This is a genomic window from Pseudomonas sp. 910_23 (genome assembly GCF_052850795.1).
In genome coordinates, this window is record NZ_VXCZ01000001.1 from 426048 (window position 1) to 448710 (window position 22663).

General features: G+C 50.9%; 21 protein-coding genes. 20 read left to right on the forward strand and 1 reads right to left on the reverse strand.

Annotated features, from left to right (window positions below):
• The first annotated feature begins 5 nt into the window (after positions 1–5).
• The 20 genes from hisC (at position 6) to FW800_RS02095 (ending at position 22458) form a co-directional block, all read left to right on the forward strand.
• Positions 6–1118: a histidinol-phosphate transaminase gene (hisC, locus tag FW800_RS02000; RefSeq protein WP_032877176.1), complete on the forward strand. Its 1113-nt coding sequence runs from the start codon at positions 6–8 to the stop codon at positions 1116–1118.
• Positions 1119–1146: 28 nt separating this feature from the next.
• Positions 1147–3357 (forward strand): bifunctional prephenate dehydrogenase/3-phosphoshikimate 1-carboxyvinyltransferase, encoded by a 2211-nt coding sequence (locus tag FW800_RS02005; RefSeq protein WP_446436878.1) that lies wholly within the window; start codon positions 1147–1149, stop codon positions 3355–3357.
• Positions 3354–4043, forward strand: a complete 690-nt coding sequence (gene cmk / locus FW800_RS02010; protein WP_005786302.1) for a (d)CMP kinase — start codon at positions 3354–3356, stop codon at positions 4041–4043. The genes FW800_RS02005 and cmk overlap by 4 nt, the downstream gene beginning before the upstream one ends.
• Before the next feature lie 120 nt (positions 4044–4163).
• Positions 4164–5849, forward strand: coding sequence for a 30S ribosomal protein S1 (gene rpsA, locus FW800_RS02015; protein ID WP_005786304.1), 1686 nt, complete (start codon positions 4164–4166; stop codon positions 5847–5849).
• 160 nt (positions 5850–6009) lie between these two features.
• Positions 6010–6294 (forward strand): hypothetical protein, encoded by a 285-nt coding sequence (locus FW800_RS02020; protein ID WP_446436861.1) that lies wholly within the window; start codon positions 6010–6012, stop codon positions 6292–6294.
• A gap of 131 nt (positions 6295–6425) precedes the next feature.
• Positions 6426–6722: an integration host factor subunit beta gene (gene ihfB / locus FW800_RS02025; protein ID WP_003189779.1), complete on the forward strand. Its 297-nt coding sequence runs from the start codon at positions 6426–6428 to the stop codon at positions 6720–6722.
• A gap of 24 nt (positions 6723–6746) precedes the next feature.
• Positions 6747–6977: a LapA family protein gene (locus tag FW800_RS02030; protein ID WP_078820664.1), complete on the forward strand. Its 231-nt coding sequence runs from the start codon at positions 6747–6749 to the stop codon at positions 6975–6977.
• Between the two features lie 336 nt (positions 6978–7313).
• Positions 7314–8591, forward strand: coding sequence for a chain-length determining protein (locus FW800_RS02035; RefSeq protein WP_103733573.1), 1278 nt, complete (start codon positions 7314–7316; stop codon positions 8589–8591).
• Positions 8592–8878: 287 nt separating this feature from the next.
• Positions 8879–10099 carry a hypothetical protein gene (locus tag FW800_RS02040; protein ID WP_078820666.1) on the forward strand — a complete coding sequence of 407 codons (1221 nt, stop codon included), beginning with the start codon at positions 8879–8881 and terminating at the stop codon, positions 10097–10099.
• 1 nt (position 10100) lies between these two features.
• Complete coding sequence (locus tag FW800_RS02045; RefSeq protein WP_223018559.1) at positions 10101–11348, forward strand: oligosaccharide flippase family protein; 1248 nt, start codon at positions 10101–10103, stop codon at positions 11346–11348.
• Positions 11345–12133: a glycosyltransferase family 2 protein gene (locus tag FW800_RS02050; RefSeq protein WP_446436862.1), complete on the forward strand. Its 789-nt coding sequence runs from the start codon at positions 11345–11347 to the stop codon at positions 12131–12133. Before FW800_RS02045 ends, FW800_RS02050 begins: the two co-directional genes overlap by 4 nt.
• On the forward strand, positions 12130–13227 hold the full coding sequence (locus FW800_RS02055) for a glycosyltransferase (protein WP_446436863.1): 1098 nt from the start codon (positions 12130–12132) through the stop codon (positions 13225–13227). Before FW800_RS02050 ends, FW800_RS02055 begins: the two co-directional genes overlap by 4 nt.
• 88 nt (positions 13228–13315) lie before the next feature.
• Complete coding sequence (locus tag FW800_RS02060; protein ID WP_446436864.1) at positions 13316–14452, forward strand: glycosyltransferase family 4 protein; 1137 nt, start codon at positions 13316–13318, stop codon at positions 14450–14452.
• Positions 14449–15402: an NAD-dependent epimerase/dehydratase family protein gene (locus tag FW800_RS02065; RefSeq protein ID WP_078820671.1), complete on the forward strand. Its 954-nt coding sequence runs from the start codon at positions 14449–14451 to the stop codon at positions 15400–15402. The genes FW800_RS02060 and FW800_RS02065 overlap by 4 nt, the downstream gene beginning before the upstream one ends.
• Positions 15403–15437: 35 nt before the next feature.
• On the forward strand, positions 15438–16445 hold the full coding sequence (locus FW800_RS02070) for an MraY family glycosyltransferase (protein ID WP_446436865.1): 1008 nt from the start codon (positions 15438–15440) through the stop codon (positions 16443–16445).
• A 91-nt stretch (positions 16446–16536) separates the two neighbouring features.
• Positions 16537–18525 (forward strand): polysaccharide biosynthesis protein, encoded by a 1989-nt coding sequence (locus FW800_RS02075; RefSeq protein WP_078820673.1) that lies wholly within the window; start codon positions 16537–16539, stop codon positions 18523–18525.
• 421 nt (positions 18526–18946) lie between these two features.
• Complete coding sequence (locus FW800_RS02080; protein WP_228309566.1) at positions 18947–20125, forward strand: acyltransferase family protein; 1179 nt, start codon at positions 18947–18949, stop codon at positions 20123–20125.
• Between the two features lie 352 nt (positions 20126–20477).
• On the forward strand, positions 20478–20810 hold the full coding sequence (locus tag FW800_RS02085; protein WP_103733582.1) for a ComEA family DNA-binding protein: 333 nt from the start codon (positions 20478–20480) through the stop codon (positions 20808–20810).
• A gap of 140 nt (positions 20811–20950) precedes the next feature.
• On the forward strand, positions 20951–21595 hold the full coding sequence (locus tag FW800_RS02090) for a GntR family transcriptional regulator (RefSeq protein ID WP_446436866.1): 645 nt from the start codon (positions 20951–20953) through the stop codon (positions 21593–21595).
• A 14-nt stretch (positions 21596–21609) separates the two neighbouring features.
• Positions 21610–22458: an urea carboxylase-associated family protein gene (locus FW800_RS02095; protein ID WP_032877162.1), complete on the forward strand. Its 849-nt coding sequence runs from the start codon at positions 21610–21612 to the stop codon at positions 22456–22458.
• Positions 22459–22466: 8 nt separating this feature from the next.
• On the opposite strand, the gene FW800_RS02100 is transcribed toward FW800_RS02095, so the two are convergent.
• Positions 22467–22634 (reverse strand): DUF2897 family protein, encoded by a 168-nt coding sequence (locus tag FW800_RS02100; RefSeq protein WP_003172675.1) that lies wholly within the window; start codon positions 22632–22634, stop codon positions 22467–22469.
• Between the last annotated feature and the right edge of the window lie 29 nt (positions 22635–22663).

Below are 22663 nucleotides of genomic sequence, written 5' to 3' on the forward strand. Positions count from 1 at the left end.
TTGACATGAGTGGCAACTTCCTCGCCCTGGCTCAGCCGGGCGTGCAACAACTCTCGCCTTACGTTCCAGGCAAGCCTGTGGACGAACTGGCCCGTGAGTTGAATCTGGACCCGTCCAGGATCGTCAAGCTGGCGAGTAACGAAAACCCGCTGGGTCCGAGCCCCAAAGTATTGGCGGCGATTCGGGAGGAGCTTGCCGAGCTGACCCGTTATCCCGACGGCAATGGCTTTGCCCTCAAGTCCCTGCTGGCAGAAAAATGCCGGGTCGAGCTCAATCAGGTGACCCTGGGCAATGGCTCCAACGACATTCTTGAACTGGTCGGGCGTGCCTACCTGGCGCCCGGTTTGAATGCGGTGTTCAGTGAGCATGCATTCGCGGTCTACCCGATCGTGACCCAGGCCGTAGGGGCTGATGCGCGCGTCATTCCTGCCAAGAACTGGGGCCACGACCTGCCGGCGATGCTGGCAGCGATCGATGCGCAAACCCGCGTGGTGTTTATCGCTAACCCGAACAACCCGACTGGCACCTGGTTCGATGCGCAGGCCCTGAACGAGTTCCTGCAGAACGTGCCGGAGCATGTGCTGGTTGTGCTGGACGAAGCCTACATCGAGTACGCCGAAGGCGGCGACCTGCCCGATGGCCTGGATTTCCTCGCGGCCTACCCGAACCTGCTGGTGTCGCGCACCTTCTCCAAGGCTTATGGCCTGGCGTCGTTGCGGGTGGGCTACGGCCTGTCCACAGCGGTAGTGGCCGATGTGCTGAACCGCGTACGCCAACCGTTCAACGTCAACAGCCTGGCCCTTGCGGCTGCGTGTGCGGCGGTGAAGGATGCCCAATACCTGGAAGAAGGGCGCCGCCTTAACGAAAGCGGCATGTTGCAGTTGCAGGACGGCTTTCGCGAGTTGGGCCTGGGCTGGATTCCGTCCAAGGGCAACTTCATCTGCGTCGACCTCGGCCAAGAGGCTGCACCGGTATTTCAGGGCTTGTTGCGCGAAGGCGTGATCGTGCGTCCGGTGGCCAACTACGGTATGCCGAACCACCTGCGTATCACCATTGGTTTGCCGGCCGAGAACAGCCGCTTCCTGGAGGCGTTGGCCAAGGTTCTGGCCCGTGGTTGATGTCACTGCATTGCAACCTGCTGTGCCTATGATCGGTCGCCTGGTGGTGGTCGGCCTGGGGTTGATCGGTGGTTCGTTCGCCAAGGGCCTGCGGGAAAGCGGGCTGTGTGGCGAAGTAGTCGGCGTGGACCTTGACCCGCAATCGCGCAAGCTGGCGGTGGAGTTGGGTGTCGTGGATCGCTGTGAAGCGGACCTGGCAATCGCTTGCCAGGGCGCGGACGTGATCCAGCTTGCGGTGCCGATCCTGGCCATGGAGAAATTGCTCGCCGTATTGGCTGGCATGGACCTGGGGCAGGCGATCCTCACGGACGTCGGCAGCGCCAAAGGCAATGTGGTGCGCGCGGCACAATTGGCGTTTGGCGCTATGCCGCCGCGCTTTGTGCCGGGCCATCCGATTGCCGGTTCCGAGCAGAGCGGGGTGGAAGCGTCCAATGCGCAGTTGTTCCGTCGGCATAAGGTGATCCTGACGCCGCTGGCGCAGACTGATCCAGTTGCGTTGGCCGTGGTGGATCGGCTCTGGCGCGAGCTGGGCGCGGATGTGGAGCATATGCAGGTCGAGCGCCACGATGAAGTGTTGGCCGCGACCAGCCATCTTCCCCATCTGCTGGCATTCGGCTTGGTGGATTCGTTGGCCAAGCGCAACGAAAACCTCGAGATTTTCCGTTACGCCGCCGGTGGTTTTCGCGATTTCACGCGGATTGCCGGCAGTGACCCGGTGATGTGGCATGACATCTTTCTCGCCAATCGCGAAGCGGTGTTGCGCACCCTGGACACGTTCCGCAGTGACCTCGACGCCTTGCGCGATGCGGTGGATGCGGGTGATGGCCATCAGTTGCTGGGTGTGTTCACCCGGGCGCGGATGGCGCGAGAGCATTTCAGCAAGATCCTGGCGCGCCGGGCCTATATGGAAACTGCAGTGAATGCCGATGAGCTGACTTTTATCGCCAATCCGGGTGGCCGCTTGAGCGGATGCATTCGGGTGCCAGGTGACAAGTCGATCTCCCATCGATCGATCATGCTGGGTTCATTGGCTGACGGCGTAACGGAGGTCGAAGGTTTCCTTGAGGGCGAAGATGCCCTGGCGACCTTGCAGGCGTTTCGCGACATGGGCGTGGTGATCGAGGGCCCGCACCATGGGCGAGTGACTATTCATGGGGTTGGCCTGCACGGCTTGAAGGCAGCGCCAGGACCGATCTACCTGGGTAACTCCGGTACATCGATGCGCCTGTTGGCGGGTCTGCTTGCGGCGCAAAGCTTCGATAGCGTCCTGACCGGTGATGTATCGCTGTCCAGGCGCCCGATGAGTCGCGTGGCTAAGCCGCTGCGGGAAATGGGCGCGGTGATCGAGACCGGTCTTGAAGGGCGCCCGCCGCTGACCATTCGTGGTGGGCAAGCGCTCAACGGCCTGACTTACGCGTTGCCGATGGCCAGTGCACAGGTTAAATCCTGTCTGTTGCTGGCTGGCCTGTATGCACAAGGTAAAACCGCAGTCACCGAGCCTGCGCCGACCCGCGACCATACCGAGCGCATGTTGCGTGGCTTTGGTTGTCCGGTGGCGGTGGAGGGCGCGACGGCGTCGGTGGAGTCGGGTCATCGACTGACGGCTGCCCACATTGAAGTGCCTGGGGATATTTCGTCTGCGGCGTTTTTTCTGGTGGCTGCGTCGATTGCCCAGGGTTCGGAGTTGCTGCTTGAGCATGTCGGCGTCAATCCTACCCGCACCGGCGTGATCGATATCCTGCGGCTGATGGGGGCTGATATCAGTCTTGAAAATCTGCGTGAGGTAGGTGGCGAGCCTGTTGCGGACTTGCGTGTCCGGGCAGCTGTCTTGAAGGGTATCGAGATTCCAGCGGCGTTGGTGCCGTTGGCGATCGATGAGTTTCCCGTATTGTTTGTCGCCGCTGCCCGCGCCGAGGGGCGCACCGTATTACGCGGTGCCGAGGAGCTGCGGCTCAAGGAATCGGACCGTATCCAGGTTATGGCCGACGGTCTGCTGGCCCTGGGTGTGAAGTGCCAACCCACGCCTGATGGGATTATCATTGACGGTGGCCCGATAGGCGGTGGCGAAGTGCATGCCCATGGCGATCACCGCATTGCCATGGCGTTCAGCGTGGCCTCCCTGCAGGCAGCGGCGCCGATTCGTATTCGTGACTGCGCCAATGTTGCTACGTCTTTTCCGAACTTTCTTACACTGTGTGCCCACGTCGGCATTCGTGTTGCCCAAGAGGCTCAATTGTGAATATCAAAGCACCGGTGATTACCATCGACGGGCCAAGCGGCTCGGGCAAAGGCACCATCGCCGGCATCCTGGCCAAGCGCCTGGGCTGGTGCCTGCTCGATTCCGGCGCGCTGTACCGCCTGTTGGCATTCGCGGCGCGCAACCATGGTGTCGATCTGACCAACGAAGAGTTGCTGACGAAAATTGCCGCCCATCTGGACGTGCAGTTCATCGCGGCGACCGACGGTCAACTGCAGCGCATCATTCTGGAAGGCGACGAAGTCAGTGATGTGATTCGTACCGAGAGCATCGGTGCCGGCGCCTCCCAAGTGGCTGCTTTGCCGGCGGTTCGTGAGGCTTTGCTGCAGCGCCAGCGTGCGTTCCAGGAGCCGCCGGGCCTGGTGGCCGACGGCCGTGACATGGGCACGGTGGTGTTTCCCGAGGCGCCGTTGAAGATATTCCTCACGGCCAGTGCCGAGGAACGAGCGCGCCGCCGCTACTTGCAGTTGAAGGGCAAAGTCGATGGTGTTAGTCTGTCGAGTCTGCTAGATGAGATCCGTGCACGCGATGAGCGTGATACCCAGCGTGCGGTAGCCCCGCTCAAGCCGGCGGCTGACGCCATACAGCTGGATTCCACGGAGTTGTCCATCGAGCAGGTGCTGGAACGCATCATGAGTGAAATCGCCATTCGCGATATCGCCGGGTGATCAAGAAGGCCGCAGGGGACCAGTCATAGTCCTGCGGTGGCTTCTTTTAACTGAAACTGACCCACACCGTCTGGGGTGTGGAGATGGGCGTATTCTTCGCCCTTATCAACAGGAATTAAAATGAGCGAAAGCTTTGCGGAACTCTTTGAAGAAAGCCTAAAAACCCTGAACCTTCAGGCAGGCTCCATCATCACCGGTGTTATCGTTGATATCGATTACCAAGCTCGCTGGGTAACCGTTCACGCTGGTCTGAAGTCTGAAGCTCTGATCCCGCTGGAACAGTTCTACAACGATGCTGGTGACCTGACTATCAATGTCGGTGACGAAGTTCACGTTGCTCTGGACTCGGTTGAAGACGGTTTCGGTGAAACCAAGCTGTCCCGTGAAAAAGCCAAGCGCGCTGAATGCTGGATTGTTCTCGAAGCAGCCTTCGCAGCTGAAGAAGTGGTCAAGGGCGTTATCAACGGTAAGGTTAAAGGCGGCTTCACTGTCGACGTTAACGGCATCCGTGCGTTCCTGCCAGGTTCTTTGGTCGACGTTCGTCCTGTGCGCGACACCACGCACCTGGAAGGCAAAGAACTCGAATTCAAAGTCATCAAGCTCGACCAGAAGCGCAACAACGTTGTCGTTTCCCGTCGCAGCGTGCTGGAAGCAGAGAACTCCGCCGAGCGTGAAGCTCTGCTGGAATCCCTGCAGGAAGGCCAACAAGTCAAAGGTATCGTCAAGAACCTCACCGATTACGGCGCATTCGTCGATCTGGGTGGCGTCGATGGCCTGCTGCACATTACCGACATGGCTTGGAAGCGTATCAAGCATCCTTCCGAAATCGTCAACGTTGGCGACGAGATCGATGTCAAGGTTCTGAAATACGATCGTGAGCGTAACCGCGTTTCCCTGGGCTTGAAGCAGCTGGGCGAAGATCCATGGGTTGCTATCAAGGCTCGTTACCCAGAAAGCACTCGCGTAACCGCGCGTGTTACCAACCTGACCGACTACGGCTGCTTCGCTGAGCTGGAAGAAGGCGTTGAAGGCCTGGTACACGTTTCCGAAATGGACTGGACCAACAAGAACATCCACCCTTCGAAAGTCGTACAAGTCGGCGACGAAGTGGAAGTTATGGTTCTGGACATCGACGAAGAGCGTCGTCGTATCTCCCTGGGCATCAAGCAGTGCAAATCTAACCCATGGGAAGATTTCTCTGGCCAGTTCAACAAGGGCGATAAAATCTCCGGCACCATCAAGTCGATCACCGATTTCGGTATCTTCATTGGTCTGGACGGCGGCATCGACGGCTTGGTTCACCTGTCCGACATCTCCTGGAACGAAGTTGGCGAAGAAGCTGTTCGTCGTTTCAAGAAGGGCGACGAGCTGGACACCGTTATCCTGTCGGTTGACCCAGAGCGCGAGCGCATCTCCCTGGGTATCAAACAACTGGAAAGCGATCCGTTCTCCGAGTACGTTCAAGAGAACGACAAAGGCGCCATCGTTAAGGGCACTGTGAAAGAAGTTGACGCTAAAGGCGCCATCATCACTCTGGCCGACGATATCGAAGCGACTCTGAAAGCCTCCGAAATCAGCCGTGACCGCGTTGAAGATGCGCGCAACGTTCTGAAAGAAGGCCAGGAAGTAGAAGCCAAGATCATCAGCGTTGATCGCAAGAGCCGCGTGATCCAACTCTCCATCAAGTCGAAAGACGAAGTGGAAGAGAAAGAAGCTATCCAGAGCTTGAAAGAAGCTGCTCCGGAAGCTGCTGCTGACACCACCATGGCGGCACTGCTGCGCCAGGCAATGGCCAAGCAGAACTAAGTTCTGTAAAGCTGTTGAAAAAGGGCGACTTCGGTCGCCCTTTTTTGCGCCTGAAATTTGATGAAGCAACTGCATCGAACGAAGGCGTTCAGCCCAATGTCAGAACTGACTATAGTCTTTGAAACGGCTATTTCGCGTTGCTGACTCAATAAGGGTTTGAATGAACAGGATTATCGTAATGCTCGCATTAGTGGTTCTCGCGGGCTGCTCCTCCACTAGTGCCAAAACCCACGCCAAGCGCGGCGTCAGTGGCATCGAGATCGACTGCTCCGGCTTAGGTAACAAATGGGAGAAGTGCGAGAGGCGTGCCGCCCGTGAGTGCAAGATGCAGGGCTACAAAGTCATCACCCGCTCCAGTGATGCTGAAGACGAAGAGGGCGACTACCTGTTCGGCTGGAACCCGGCTGGCGCAGTGACGCGGACGATGTTGGTGATCTGTAAATGAGTAACTGCGGGGTGGCTGAAGGTGTTTATGCGGTCGGCAGATAAGTTTACACATGGGCTGTTCAAATTCATCAAGTCATGCTAAAACCTTCGAAGCGCTTTTCCTAGCTGCTTGAAAAAGAAGGGAAAAATATGACGAAGTCGGAGTTGATCGAACGAATTGTCACCCATCAAGGGCTGCTCTCATCCAAGGATGTGGAGCTGGCTATCAAGACCATGCTTGAGCAAATGTCCCAATGCCTCGCCACCGGAGACCGCATCGAAATCCGTGGCTTCGGCAGTTTCTCACTGCACTACCGCGCACCGCGCGTAGGCCGCAACCCAAAAACCGGCCAATCCGTCAGCCTCGATGGCAAATTCGTACCCCACTTCAAACCGGGCAAGGAATTGCGTGATCGGGTGAACGAAGAAGAGGAAGAAGGCGTCTGAGTGTTTTTGGGGAAGGAGAAGGGTATGCGTGGGGTTAAGCGCGTTGTTGCGGTATTGATTGCAGTGCTTGCGGCGTTGGTGGTCTTGGCATTTGTGCTGGAGAACCAGCAGGGTGTGGCGCTGTCGTTCCTGGGGTGGAGTACTGCGCAGATGCCGGTGGCGGTGTTTGTGGTGGTGGCTTTGATTGTTGGGATGTTGATTGGTCCAGTGTTGGGAGTGTTTCTGCGTAGGCGTCAGAATAAGTCGATTGCTTGATTGTCTTAGGCAGGGATTGGATAAGCGGTGATCGTGACCGCTTGTCAGAAATCTCATGCCCTTCAAGGATTATGAATCGCTGCGGGTGCCTATTGGCGCAGCCCCGTAGATTGCGATAGTTCCTTGGAAAACTCAGAATCGCCCTACATACATGTCAAGACTTGTAAAATGTCTGAGAGATGGCAAAATGGAATCTGTTCTCGATAACAGGCATTTTGTGCGCTCGAAATTCGGCAGAGACGCAGGGTTTTGACGATAATCCAATTAAAATAAGAAAATACACAATCTGTTTTGCATAACGAGCCCGCAGTTTCTCTTTGAAGGCAGGTTTTTGTTGTGAGTAGTAGCTTACGCTCCGTTCTCATCCCCCAGCATAAAAAATTTGACTCGTTAGCGCTTGTAACAAGCCTCTGGCGTCAAAAAATCATTATTTTTTCAGTGGGCGCACTGATTTCTTCAGTTTTTGCGATTTATGCATTTTCGGTCACGCCAGAATACAAGGTGAGCAGTGTGCTTAGGCCTGCTGCGATTAATGAATTGGATGCGCTTAACCGCTCGGAAGTTTACGTTTTACCTCCTGGTGAAGCATTGGTAAGGGTAGGTATGGCCTTAGAGTCATACGAGATTCGCATGGGTTTTTTTAGATCCAATCAAAAGCTCTTTGAGGGGTTTGTGCGCCCTGGACGTAATCTTCAGCAGACGTTCGAAGAGTTCAATAAAAAATCTATAAGTTTGATGTTGTCCGATAAAGATAAAGCTGATTCGCTTAGTTCTTATTTGAAACTTGAGTTGACCTACCCAAAGGGGATTGATGGTGTTTCAATACTCAATGGTTTTGTAGAGTATGCAATAGCGAATGAGCGTGATCATATATCGGCCGACTTGACGGTTATTATCAATAACCGTTTAAAGGAGATCGACGGCAGGTTGGCCGCAGCCCGCTCAAACTATGACACGTGGAAAGAAGCACGAATTGCATCCCTTTCCGAGTCAGATAGAATTCGCCGAGCTCAGCTACAAGACGAGCTTCAAGGGCTGCGGACGCAGCTTCATAGCTTAAATTCGAATCGAATTGCCGAGCTTAATGAGGCCATAACAATTGCCAAGAAACTGAATATTATGATGCCTGCTTCACCTACCTCCGTGGGTGATGATGCACATTCCGGTTCTGTCAGCATGAGAACGGAAATTAACAATCAGCAGATTCCATTGTATTTCATGGGTGTCAATGCGCTTGAAGCTGAGCGCGCAGTCTTGCTACAGCGAAAGTCTAATGACTTCACTGAGCGACGGATCTCTCAAATTGCCAAAGAATTAAAGTTGTTGGAGTCCAATAGAGAGATTGAGGTGTTGAAGAGTCGCGTGAAGGATGAATTGTTTCTGACAGATGTGCAGCCATTACGCGCAGAGAAAGCACGATTGCTGAGTGTGAATAAGGATATGAGTAATCTTAAGCTTGTGGCCATTGATAAAGAAGCACTAGAGCCAACTTCCCCGATAAGCCCGAATCGTCCCTTGCTGATAATCGGTGGATTACTGCTTGGTCTTGTTGTTGGGTTTGCAATCGCTTTCTTCCGGATAATAAAGCACGCATTGCGCGAGCCGGATCTTTAGCAAGTTCTTCAATTATACAAGATAGGATGGGTTTCGATCGGGGGGTCAAGCGTAAAAATCGCGGCCCCTTATCCTAGAGGCAAATTGCCATCTGTTGTAGTGTTGGTTTTCTTAGCCTTGACCCAGCAGAAGATCCTAGATAGAAGCCTCGATTGCAGTGTAAAATTGTTTTTACTCGCTGTCGGGCCTATGGCTTGCTCTAGTGGTCCCCTTCATCTAATCGGTACCTGAGAATGGCTCGATTGGCAACCGGCGCATGCTTCAACTGAGCGTATTCTGAGGTCGATATGAAAACTAATAAGCGTTACGCCTTCCTGGCCGTGCTGGCAGCCAGCGTACTCGTGACCTTGGGTGACACTAGGAATATTATTGGTTCGCTTAACTATTGGTTGCTGTGGGGTGGAGTACTAGTATTTGGGATTTATGGTAGCGGCGGTAGAGTGAAGTTGTCGCCAGAAGTAAGCTCTATTACCCTCGGTTTTACGTTGATGACACTAGCTTTTATGATCTCCGGAGTAATTAATTCGGATATCTATACCGCTTATCAAGGTGTCAAATTCATAGCTATTTATATATTGTTTCTCGTGATATATAGCTGTTCGGGTTTGCTGGAGTTGAACGACTTTTATAAAATTGCTTCGATTTCGATTGTGGTGAGTCTTGTTGTGTTTATGCTGTCGAAATTCTTTTTTACCGATCTCTATATTCAATTGGGCGACGGTCGGCAAGGCAGTGAATTTGCCTACCCAGGGGTGATGTGGAAAGTGTGTGCTTTCTTTGCGCCCTACATTATTGCAATGTTACTCACGACGCGTATTAAAAATGCACTTTTTGCTGGCCTTATTTTAATGGCGTCGGTGTATATATTGTTGGCGGACTCCAGTCGCACCGGTTTTCTATGGTTTGCGATCGTTGTATGTTCCTTTTTTCTTTTGCGCTTTTTGATTTTCCCTGTCAGAACGCTACTGGTCGCAATACTTTGTTTGATCGCGGGGGTTTGTGTGCTGCTCTCTTCAAGTATTGACCTGACGAATCATGATTCATTGTTGGTCTTGAATCGTTTGTTTGAGGGTGATCCAGTTAGATCGGCGATGATACAGGATGGAATATCAAACGTCCAAAAGTGCTTTCCATTCGGGTGCGGATTCGGCAGTTCATTTAGCGTGGTGGATGGGGAAAATATTGTTATCCATAATGTGTATTTGGGCATGCTGGGTGATGTGGGTGTACTGGGTGAGTTGGCACTTTTATTTTTAATGCTAATGCCGTTTGTGTTTTTCTTGTTGTCGCTGGTGGACGGTTCTGATTTAAATAACAATATATTCTTTAAGTTTGCCGCAGTGTTGGGCGTTCTTTGTTATATTTTTATTATGCTCTTTCACCCGCTAAGTACTGAGATGTCAGAGTGGGGCTATTGGATTCTGATGGTGTCCTGGCTGTCTCGTATTTACAAGTATGACAATGCCGGAGTGGTGAATGTTATGTATGATAAGCAGATAGGGCGATAACGTGTTTACCGTATTTAAAAATATGAGCCTGCTTTTTGTTGTACAGCTCTTTGGTTATTTGGTGCCTATTCTGGAGATTCCGGTACTGGCGCGCTCATTGGGTGTACAGGAATACGGCAAGGTCGTACTGGTCCAATCAATTGCTTTACTGTCTTCACTCGTTGTTGAATACGGCTTTTCGTTGAGTGCTGCCAGACAAGTCTCTTTGGCGAAGACTGATGTGACGGTACTGTCTAGGGTCTTTGGTGAGGTGCTGTCCGCGAAGCTGATAATTTCATCGGTTATAAGCATCGCGGCACTGTGTTTTTATATGTTTATCAATTCACAGACCTTCGAGCTTGAAGTAATAGGCTTGGGTTTTCTGTACTTTATAGCTTTTGGGTTTAGCCCGTTTTGGTTTTTTCAAGGGCTTGAGAAAATTGCGCTTGTGGTCTTTTTAGAAGTAGGTCTGCGGGTCGCAAGCCTTATATGCTTATTTGTTTTTGTTCACGACCCAGGTGACGCATTGGTGGCGTTATCGATTTTAGCCACATTTGCATTGGCAAATACATTGCTAGGAAATTATTTGTGCTACCGAAATGGATGCCGCGTTCGGTTCAGCTTGTCAGGTGGATGGCTTCAGATTTGCAAAGGGTTTCACGTTTTCATCTATAAGAGCTCAAACAATATTCTGCTTAGCGCTGGGCCTGCTCTTGTAGGACTGCTCTGCGGAAAAATCGCCGTTTCAGGATATGTCCCAGCTGAAAAAATCATAAGAGGATTTGTGGGTTTTATAAATCCAGTCCTAATTGGGTTTTTTCCGTATTTGAATAGACAGTATCTTTCCTCTGCAAAATCAGCATCAAGGCTCTCCTGGATCATTGTCGGGTTGATGTTCTTGCTGGGGTGCGTAAGTGCATTTTCCATTTCCGTAGCTGGTGGGTTCCTGATAAACAAACTATTGGGGGCTGATTTCGAGCAGGCGACGACGACCTTGCAGATTTTTGTATGGATAATCCCCTTTAGAATGACTAATCAAGCATTGGGTTTGTGCATGCTTATACCTCGCGGTATGGACAAAGTTGCGAGCTCTGCAATGCTTTTGTTCTCGGTAGTGTCGATACTTCTGGCAAGTCTGTTGTCGATTAACTATTACGTCAATGGTATCGTGCTTGGGTTTATTTTGGCGGAAGTCATGTTGTGCGTGACGTTTCTTGTATTGTCTTACCGATATAAGCCGGTCACTTATCTTGAGGGGCGCACTGAGTGATAACAATTTTAACGGCGACATATAATCGTTACAGTACTCTCCCTAGGCTACTCAAGAGCTTGCTTGAACAAAGCTCAAAAGAGTTTGAGTGGGTGCTGATAGACGACGGCAGCTCAGATGAAACTCAGAATTTCATTGAAGAGTTAAAAAAGAAAGACCTAGGCTTCACGCTGACAGCGGTGCGACAAAGTAATGCTGGAAAGCACGCAGCTATCAATAGCGGGGTAGCAGCTGCGAAAAAAAACTGGATCTTTATAGTCGACAGCGATGATGCACTTGTGCCTGACGCCGTTGAAACGATAACTACCTCAATCGCCACGGCGACTGATAAGACAGTGGGCTTGTGCTATCGAAAGGCGTATTTCAGCGGTGAGCTGCTTGGTAATGACTTAAGCACGGTCGAGCAGAGCTTTGTCTCGACGCCGACGGAAGCAGGCAAGTTATTCAAGGGTGACTTGGCTTACATATTTAGAACTGACGTGATGTCAGCTTTTCCGTTTCCCATATTCAAGAACGAAAAATTTGTTCCGGAATTATATATCTGGAATAAATTGGGGGATGCGGGCGATATCATCTTTTTTACACGAAAAATAATTTACCTCTGCGATTATCTGGAAGATGGATACAGTCGTAACTTTTCACGCCATTTAAGAGCTAATCCAAAAGGGTTCTTTACTTATTACTGGTCGCAATTTTTGCGTGAAAAAACAGTATATTATAAGTTGAAGAATTTAATCAGGTCCGTGCAGTGCATTTTGTATATGCTTCTAGGGCGGCCTCGATGAATATATTATATTTTATCACTGGGTTGGGTATGGGTGGGGCCGAGAAGCAAGTCGTAAATCTGGCTGACCGGATGAGCGCACGAGGACATAACGTCGTGATTGCTTATTTGACGGGCGACGCGGATGTGCTTCCAGAGGCGCCCGATGTAACGGTGGTGGCTCTAAACGGCAATAAAACCATCTTCGGGATGGTGCGTGCAATTAGTAATCTGGTCAAATTAATTAAGCGATTTGAGCCGGATGTATTGCACAGCCACATGGTACATGCGAATTTAATAGCCAGAATGGTTCGTTCAGTTGTAAGAATTCCCAAGCTGATTTGTACGGCACATAGTTCAAATGAAGGAGGTAAGCTGAAAATGCTGGCTTACCGTCTGACTGATTTTTTGGCGGATCTCACAACGAATGTAAGCCAAGAAGCGGTTGATATACTTATTGCGAAAGGCGCGTCGCCTGTCGGGCGTATGGTATTTGTACCCAACGGTATAGATACGGAGCGTTTTGTATTTGATGAGTCGGTGCGAAATCAAGTTCGTGCCAGAGAGTCTGTGGATCCTTCTATTAAAGTTCTCTTGGCAGTCGGCCGTCTGGTTGAAGCCAAAAACTATCCCTGTCTATTAGATGCATTCACGCTGGTTTCACAAGACCACGACAATGTACGTCTGTGGATAGTAGGCGACGGCCCCTTGGCTGCTGATCTCGCGCTATATGCTAACAAAGCCAACCTGAGCGAAAAGATAAGTTTTTTCGGGCGGCGCGACGACGTTCCGTCATTCTACAGTGCTGCGGATGTCTATATTTTGTCTTCTGCATGGGAAGGCTTTGGGCTAGTTGTCGCTGAAGCGATGTCGTGCGAAACGTTAGTGGTTGCCACAGACTGCGGAGGGGTGAAGGAGGTGCTGGGGGATAGCGGCTATCTTGTTGAACCATTCAATCCTGAGGCGCTACGTCAAGCTATCAACTCGGCACTTGATCTACTTCCAGAGCAAAAAAAGTCACTCGTCACTTCGGCAAGATCAAGAGTACTTGATAACTTTTCCATGGAGTCTGTGATTGGTAGGTGGGAGGAGTTATATGCCCAGCCCAAGGCCTGAGGATCTTGGTTATCAGCAATCCTCGAGCGGTTTTTAGTGTGATCATCTCGATGAGAAATAGCCAATCTCTGGACCCGGTAAGTTGGGCTTGGGCAAGTTATTTGAAAAGGTGCGTAGTGTGAAAATTGTTTATGTCATAACTCGTTCGGATGTTATAGGTGGCGCCAGCGTGCATCTCCTTGATTTGGCTTTGGGCTCATCTAAAGCAGGTCATAGCGTTGATATCCTCGTGGGTGGCGAGGGCGTCTTTAACTCTCGAGCGCGGGATCTGGGGCTGTCGTGCTATTCATTGAAATATCTCGTTCGTGAAATCAGTCCTGGAAAGGATATTCGCGCCTTCTTTGAATTGAGAGCGATGCTTTCCAAGCTAAAACCCGATCTCGTCCACTTGCACTCCTCCAAGGCTGGCATCCTCGGCAGGCTGGCCGCTAAGAGTCTTGGTTTACCAGCGATCTTTACGGCACATGGTTGGGCTTTTACGGAGGGCGTGTCTGAGAAGCGTCGTTTCGTGTACCGTAATATTGAGAGGGTAATGGCTAGTTTCTCAGACCAGATCCTTACGGTTTCCGAGTTTGACAGGCAACTTGCCTTGAAGGCCAAAGTGGGCGATGAAGATACTGTTCTGACCATCCACAATGGTATGCCCGAGGTCTGTTCCAATCGCGTCGGCTTTACCGAGTCTGATCAAATACGCTTGATCATGGTTGCAAGGTTCGAAGTACCCAAAAACCAAAAATTCCTATTGGAAGCGCTTGCAAAAGTGGAAGCCAAAAACTGGGAGCTTGAATTGGTGGGCGACGGCCCTTCACTTGCGAACGCCCGGAAATTGGCAGCACAGCTGGGAATTGGCGAGAAGGTGGTGTTTTCCGGGGCTTGTGATGACGTTCCGATCAGGCTTTCACGATCTGACATTTTCGTCTTGATTTCTGACTGGGAAGGACTGCCGCTGACTATATTGGAAGCTATGCGCAGTGGGCTTGCAGTCATCGCCTCTAACGTCGGAGGGGTGTCCGAGCTGGTCGCGAATGGTGATAACGGTTTCGTGGTAGAGCGTGGGGATCAGCAAGGGCTGATCGACGCATTGACGCAATTGATTAAATCCGCTGAGCTTCGAAAAAAACAAGGCATTTCAGGTCAATACAGATATCGCACAAATTTTACTTTCGATATTATGTTGGATAAAATTCTGAAAATTTACCAGAAAGTGTTAGACAGGACTAAATGAAAATCCTTATTACTGGTGCGAATGGCTTTATTGGGCGGGCGTTATCCGGGCACCTCGTCAGTTTAGCCAAATACTCAGTTGTCGGCTCTTCCCGCAGGCCCTCTACTGATGTGCCATCTGATATCCAGATGTTTTCGACCGGTGAGGTAGACGGTAATACCGACTGGGATCGTGCCCTGCAAGGCGTTGATACCGTTATTCATCTGGCCGCGCGCGCGCACGTGTTGAATGCGGGGAGCGAAGATCCAGTTACGGAGTTTGAACGAATAAATGTCGAAGGTGCCGTTAATTTAGCCAAGCAATCGATAAAAGCAGGTGTCCGTCGGTTCATATTCATTAGCTCTATTGGAGTAAATGGTGCGGAGACGGATAAGTGTGGTTTTACTGAGAGCGATGAGCCCCGGCCGCATGCAGAATATGCCCGCTCGAAATTAAAAGCAGAGCAAAAGCTAGCAGAGTTACTTGCTGCAGAGGCGATGGAGTTGACAGTTGTCCGGCCTCCTTTAGTGTATGCCGCTGAAGCGCCAGGTAATTTTAATCGTCTCCTGAAGCTGATATCGTCTGGATTGCCGTTACCCTTCGCCGCCGTGAAAAACAAGCGCAGCATGATAGCGCTGGATAATCTGGTGGATTTCGTTGAGCTGTGTATTGAGCACCCTTTGGCTGCAAACGAACTATTTTTAATTTCTGACGGAGATGATTTTTCCATTGGTGAAATTATCAAACTTCTCGCCTCGGGCATGGAGCGAAAAGAAAAATTGTTCAGCCTTCCTGACACTGTAATACGTTCGGTCGCCAGCGCACTCGGGAAGCGATCGTTATATACGCAGTTGTGTAGGTCATTGGTTGTGGATGCTGCCAAAGCTCAAACATTATTGAATTGGGTTCCTGCGAAAGAAGCCAGTAATGCTTTGGTCGAAACAGGCCGAAAGTTCCGTTTATTAAAGTGATTCACTTCGAAATTATTGCAGGTAGGGATAGGCAGATGGCGTTCTGGATAGCGATTATTTCAATAGCGAGTTCCATTTTTTTCACAGGATTATTGCGTCGGTATGCGCTCCAGCGCAATGTATTGGATATTCCTAACAGCAGAAGTTCACACTCTGTACCGACCCCTCGTGGTGGTGGACTGGCAATTGTGCTGGGATTTCTGATATCCCTGGGGTTGATGCGTTCCTTTGATTTGATCGATAACGCCTTTTTCCTTGCATCGTTCCTGGCGGGTATAACGGTAGCCGCGTTAGGTTTTCTGGATGACCACGGACATATTCCTGCACGCTGGCGCCTGTTAGGACATTTTCTCTCTGCGATATGGGCGGTGTATTGGATCGGCGGGCTACCGTCTGTCACGATTTTTGGATTACACGTCAACCTAGGCTGGATTGGCGGGGCGTTAGCCGTTTTGTATGCAGTGTGGATGTTGAATCTTTACAACTTCATGGATGGTATTGACGGCTTGGCAAGTGCTGAAGCCATCTGTGCGTGCTCTTCTGCCGCTCTCATCTATTGGATATTGGGGTATGAGGAGTTGTTATGGCCGCCTATTTATTTAGCGTTGGCAACGGCAGGCTTTTTCTACTGGAATTTTCCAAAAGCACGAATTTTCATGGGCGACGCGGGCAGCGGCTTCCTGGGAATCACGCTGGCCATTATTTCTCTTAAAGCGGCTTCTTTTTCCTCTACGCTGCTATGGGTCTGGCTGATCTTATTAGGAGTATTTATCGTTGACGCGACATTTACCTTGATGCGCAGGCTACTACGCGGCGAAAAAGTGTATGAGGCACATCGCAGTCACGCTTATCAATATGCCTCACGGCGCTTTAATGCCCACGTCCCTGTCACACTGTGCGTAATCTTGATAAACCTGGTTTGGCTCGCACCGATTGCATGGCTTGTTGCATTTGACAGAATTGATGGTGCTGTCGGTATGTTGATCGCCTATGTTCCACTCGTTGTCGTGGCTCTGAAGTTCAAGGCCGGGGTTAAAGAGTAATGTTGTTAGGGTTCGGAGTGGCGAGAGCCTAATCGTGATGTGCGTCTATTTAGATTTTAGATTGTTAGAACTGCGAGAGGTTTAGAAATATATGAACTCACTGAGATCGCGCTTATTAAGCCTCCCGCGCAGGTATAAACGTATTTTGCAGGTGATTACTGACGTCTTCTTAGTTTGGTTTGCGCTTTGGTTGGCGTTTGTCGTGCGGATAGGTCTCGATGAAATGATCAATCCGTTTATGCTGCACACCTGGCTTTTTTTGACCGCGCCGATCGTGACTATTCCGCTGTTTATACATTTTGGTATGTATCGGGCGGTTTTGCGCTATTTCGGAAATGATGCGTTAATTGCTATCGTCAAAGCCGTCAGCCTGTCTTCGCTAATTATTGGTGTGGTCGTTTATTGGTACAGTAATCACCAGAATGTAATTCCGCGTTCTATCATCTTTAACTATTGGTGGCTCAGCCTGATCATGATTGGGGGCTTGAGATTAGCGCTGCGCCAATTCTTCCTTGGAGATTGGTTTACCGCTGCTCAACATGTGCCTTTCACCAACCGTGACGATGGTTTGCCGCGTGTAGCTATCTACGGTGCCGGATCTGCTGGAAATCAGCTCGTCGCGGCATTACGCATGGGCCGCTTGATGAGACCCGTTGCGTTCATTGACGATGATTCCACTATTTCGGATCGGGTAATCTCGGGGCTGCAGGTTTATAAGCCCAAACATATCCAGCGTATGATCGATGCGACAGGGGCTCAAGAAATTTTATTGGCGATACCTTCATCGACGCGCGGGCGTCGTCGGGAAATCCTCGGATTTCTGGAAGGCTTTCCTTTACATGTGCGTAGTGTCCCGGGCTTCATGGACTTGGCCAGCGGTCGTGTCAAAGTTGATGATATTCAAGAAGTGGATATTGCCGACCTGTTGGGGCGCGATCCTGTACCCGCCCAAGAAGATCTGTTGGAGCATTGCATACAGGGCCAGGTGGTGCTGGTTACCGGCGCGGGGGGGTCGATTGGATCTGAACTGTGTCGCCAGATCCTTGAATTGCAACCCACCACCCTGATTCTCTTTGAGCACAGTGAATACAATTTATACAGCATTATGTCCGAACTGGAGGCACGCATACTCAGGGATTCATTGGCGGTAAAATTGCTGCCGATCCTGGGGTCAATACGTCACCAGGATAAATTGGTTGATGTGATGAAAACCTGGCATGTAAATACCGTCTATCATGCGGCCGCTTATAAGCATGTGCCGATGGTAGAGCATAATATCGCGGAAGGTTTTCTGAATAATGTTATTGGTACGTTAAATACCGCTCAAGCGGCCATTATTTCGAATGTTGCTAATTTCGTACTTATTTCGACTGATAAGGCGGTTCGCCCTACCAATGTTATGGGAAGCACCAAGCGGCTCGCTGAGATGACGTTGCAGGCGCTCAGCCGTGAGCTAGAACCTGCTCTCTTCAACGGTGCAGCTACCCCTAAAAATCGTACACGCTTCACAATGGTTCGGTTTGGAAATGTTCTGGGTTCTTCTGGTTCCGTCATTCCTCTATTTCACAAGCAGATCAAATCAGGTGGGCCGATAACAGTGACCCACCCGAAAATCACTCGATATTTCATGACCATCCCTGAGGCGGCTCAACTTGTTATCCAGGCAGGCTCAATGGGCCAGGGAGGAGATGTTTTTGTATTGGATATGGGGGAGCCGGTTAAAATCACGGAATTGGCAGAGAAAATGATTCATCTGTCTGGCCTGAGTGTTCGTTCAGATAAAAAACCGCTGGGCGATATCGCCATCGAGTTTACAGGGCTTCGGCCCGGGGAAAAACTCTACGAGGAATTACTCATCGGTGATAATGTCGATGCCACACAACATCCAATGATCATGAGTGCAAACGAAGATTATTTATCGTGGAGCGTATTGAAACCGAGGTTGTCCGAGTTGTTATGTGCTATTGAAAGCCATGATTACAGTAAAGTACGTCAATTGTTGCGCGAAACTGTTAGCGGCTATGCCCCCGATGGTGAAATTGTAGACTGGTCTTATCAACAAAGGCGGCTGGAACCATAACGTAAGGTCTTGGAGGAAGATAACAGTACACCGGTGCTGTTATCTATGCTTTAAAAACATTCGGTCTGTTAAATAATTTAATTAATTACAGCGCACTCACGTCAATCAACATCTATTGATCAGAAGGCTTTTTTTGCCGACACGTTGAAATACTCAGCTATCAGCTTCATTGTCTGTCACGAGGTGCATTTAGAGCGTTTTTTGGCATAACCTCGCCCTTTTTACGGAGCGTTCGCGCTCTACATTTTCTTCCCCTGCACACCGCTTACGGAATACAATCCGCTCGGGGCGCTGCACGATGACATTTTCATTGAGCGCTGCCTCGTGATAAGCGGCCGGGCAGAGCCGGCGGCTTGATCATCCATGGAGCTTTTTCAACATAGCCCAAAGCAGGAAGGCATTGCATGAGTAATTTTTCTAAATGAAAACCGAATATTCACTTGAAGTAATTGCACTTACGCTATTGATAATATTGATGTTCATTACTTTTTCGTCGATATTCAGGTCGAAAATAGAAAGTGCAGAAGTTCAGCATGAATATAAATTCATCAATGGCCTGCGTGGTCTTGCGGCTATATTTGTTTTTATTAATCATGCGCCGTTTGTACTAATAAATTTGGGTGTGAAAAATACAGTTTTTTCTGCGTGGGGACAAATTTACCCGAACCTTGGATCTTTTGGTGTGCAGATTTTTTTCTGCATAACGGGTTTTCTTTTCTTTGACAAAGTCATGAAGAGCAAGCATATAGATTGGGGTGATTTTTTCGTAGCCAGAATCAGGAGAGTGGCTCCGCTTTACTATCTGGCGTCGTTCTTGGTATTTATTATTGCGATTTCTTTTGCAGGGTTTGATTTCCTGGATAAAGAGTCTATTACCACTATCGCTGGTCTGGTAACGTTTAATTTCATAGATAACCCAATGAAAATTGGCGGCGTATCGCTTGTGCCTCTGAGTTCCGTGACATGGACGTTGGTTCATGAATGGCGTTTTTATGCAGTGCTGCCAATGGTGGCAATTTTTTACAGGTCGCGCTATAGGTCCATTATCATGACGGTGGCGATACTGATTGCTGCCATTGACCTGGGCACCTCTGCCGTGGTGTGTTGGGCCTACTTTCTGTCAGGCATGGTGGCAGCGGTTGTTCATAAAAAAAATATCACGAATAAACCGGTTAAATTCTTTTCCATGTTAATTGCAGTGGGTATATTTGTTTGGGTGTGCGGGCTGGTTGATGTCCCCGGCTACGGAGCGTTGAGATTCGCTCTGGCAACAATATTCTTCATATGCATTACAATTTCAAATCCGTACTTCTTGCATTACCAGTTCCTGAACAGGCTCAGTGATATCAGCTACAGTGTTTACCTGCTCCACTTGCCGGTACTGTTTTTATCCTTCAAGCTCCTGTCTGTATTTTTTGATCTTGCTGCTCTTGATAAAGTAACTTTTTGGGTGGCAAATTTCGTGACCATTCCAATCATCGTCGCCTTGTCGACCATTACTTTTGTTCATGTAGAGAAAAGGTTTATGCGCAAGAAACGAGTGGAGCAGACCAACGCCCCCACGGTTGCCTACTCGGAAAAAACAAACGCTGTGATATGAAGTGTGCGGTGCTACTGCATCGGCCTCTTTGTTCCGCCTACTGTCCATCGGTAATGCCGGGGCCGCCGAGTTTGCTGCGGACCTTGATATTATCGATGGTCATTAGGAAAGTGGTTGGATATTCCAGGCACCGCTCGCAACTTCAATTTGCGATTCTGTGCGAAGATTTATCGGGCGATCGTCGGCATCCACCGTTGCTTGACGGCAAGCGTTTACTGGCCTGTACACAAAAAGCCGAACTCTTTCATACCTTGCAATACCCCCATTTTTGACACCCTCCATCTATCGCCTAATGTAGAAATGCAGCTTCGGAAAGCTGCTTTTCTCTTACCGATGTCATGGAGCGTCACCAATGCAAAATCTCTACATTTCATCCCTCATCTTCGCCTTCCTCACTAGCCTCTCCGTCGCCACTACTGCTGCGCCCTCCATCAAGCCGGAAGCTTCAAGCCCAATCTCCACCCAAATGACCAAGATCGAGCAATCCACCAAGGTCAACCTCAACGCCGCCGATGCCGAAACCCTGCGCCGCGACCTGTTCGGTATCGGCGCTTCCAAGGCGAAGGCAATCGTTGCGTATCGCGAAAGCAACGGTCCGTTCACGGCGGTGGATGAGTTACTGGAAGTAAAAGGCATCGGTAAAGCACTGCTGGAGAAGAATCGCGACAGATTGGTTATTAATTGAAGATGCGAAGATAGCCCCAGAAGGCCGGTCATTGACCGGCCTTTCCTTTATCAAAGCTGCGTCTATTTACTCTCAGGCCGCGTTGGCATGAAACGTGATTACATTCAACTCAACGATTGTTCAACAATCTTGAGGTGTACATGACGTCCAGCTTGTCTTTAGCCGACCAAATCGCCCTGGAATTACGCGCCGACATTATCGGCGGGCGGCTGCTGCCGGGTGTGTCGCTCGTCGAGGCCGACTTAGTCAAGGGCTACAACGCCTCGCGCAATACTATCCGTGAGGCGCTGCATCGCTTGGGCCAAGAAGGGCTTACCCGCTATGTCCGCAATAAGGGCGTAATGGTTCGGCGCCTGCAGCGGGCAGAAGTACGTGACCTCTTCGTAGTCCGCCGCACCCTGCAATTGCAGGCCATAGCCCAAAGCGGCCCGCTGACGGACACTCAATCAGGCCGCATGCAAAACGCTATCGACGCCACCACCCTGGCCCGGGAGCGCGAAGATTGGCGAGCGGTGGCTACCCACAGTCTTGTTTTCCACCAACAGATCGTCGCGTTGATGGACAGCCCACTGTTCGACGAGTTTTTTGCCCAGGTGATCACCCAGCTGCGCCTGGTGTTTTGCGCCGCGCCGGATGAGCAGAGTTTCCAGTTACCCTGGCTGGAGCGCGACCATGAGATATACACGCTGTTAACCCGCAACCAAACCCAGGCCGCCAGCGAGGCGATGAGCCTGTACCTGGATGATTCGGAACATCTTTCCCTCGCCTTGTTTGATCACCCTTGATGGAGGATTGCCCCATGTACAAAGACTATCCGGCCGCGTACCAAGTCAGCAAAGGCTCAGCATTGCAGGTGGACACGGCGTTCTATGAGCGCATTCGTGATCAGAAAACCCAGCGCACGTTGATCGAACAGTTCGAGGTACCTATCCGTACGGGCAGGGCATGGAAAGTGCCGGCCGGGCATGTGTTCCGTGTGACCACGCCGGTGGGCCCGCAGGTGGGGGACTTCAACGTATGGAACGCCAATGACCCGCGCGAGCGTTTGTGGGCTGCGCGCACTCGGCAGCTTCAGGGTGCCCATGTCAGCACCCATGATCGCTTGTGGTCGAACCTGCCTTTTCTACGGCCACTGGTGACCATCACCGACGACAGCCTCGCCAGTTACGGCATCGATGAATACGGCGGACGCTTGCACGATTTGCTCGGTACGCGCTGCGATCCCTATGTGAACCGGATGCTGACTGGGGAGGACTTTCATCACCATTGCCACTCGAACCTGACCCGTGCGGTATTGCCCCATGGGCTGACGGAATTCGACGTGCATGACGTGTTGAATATTTTCCAGTGCACGGGCCTCAATCACGATGACATGTACTTTATGAAAGCCTGTCCGGCGCAGAAGGGTGATTACCTGGAGTTTTTTGCCGAGATTGATTTGCTGTGTGCGTTGTCGACGTGCCCTGGCGGGGATTTATCGCTACCGATGTGGGGGCCGGATGCGCAGGATCCGCTGACGGTGTGTCGTCCGTTGGGGGTGGAGATCTACCGGTTGGAGGATGAGTTGCTCAATGGCTGGAGCCAGCCGGAACGTGCTGCCTACAAGGGGCAGCACGGTTTGCATATCGCCAAGGCGGATTGGGAGTAACTCAAGGTTCAGCGATCCTGCGCATCCTTGGCATCCGCCTGCGCATTGCGCTCGGCCACGCGTTTACGTTGTTCGTCGGTGAGTTCGACTTTGTTGGCGCTGTCGCGCAGCATCATCAGCCCTCCGACGATCGACCCGATTGCGACTACCATAATCAACCACGCATACCACGGCATAAGGCTCTCCTTGAGGCAGATGTCCGTGG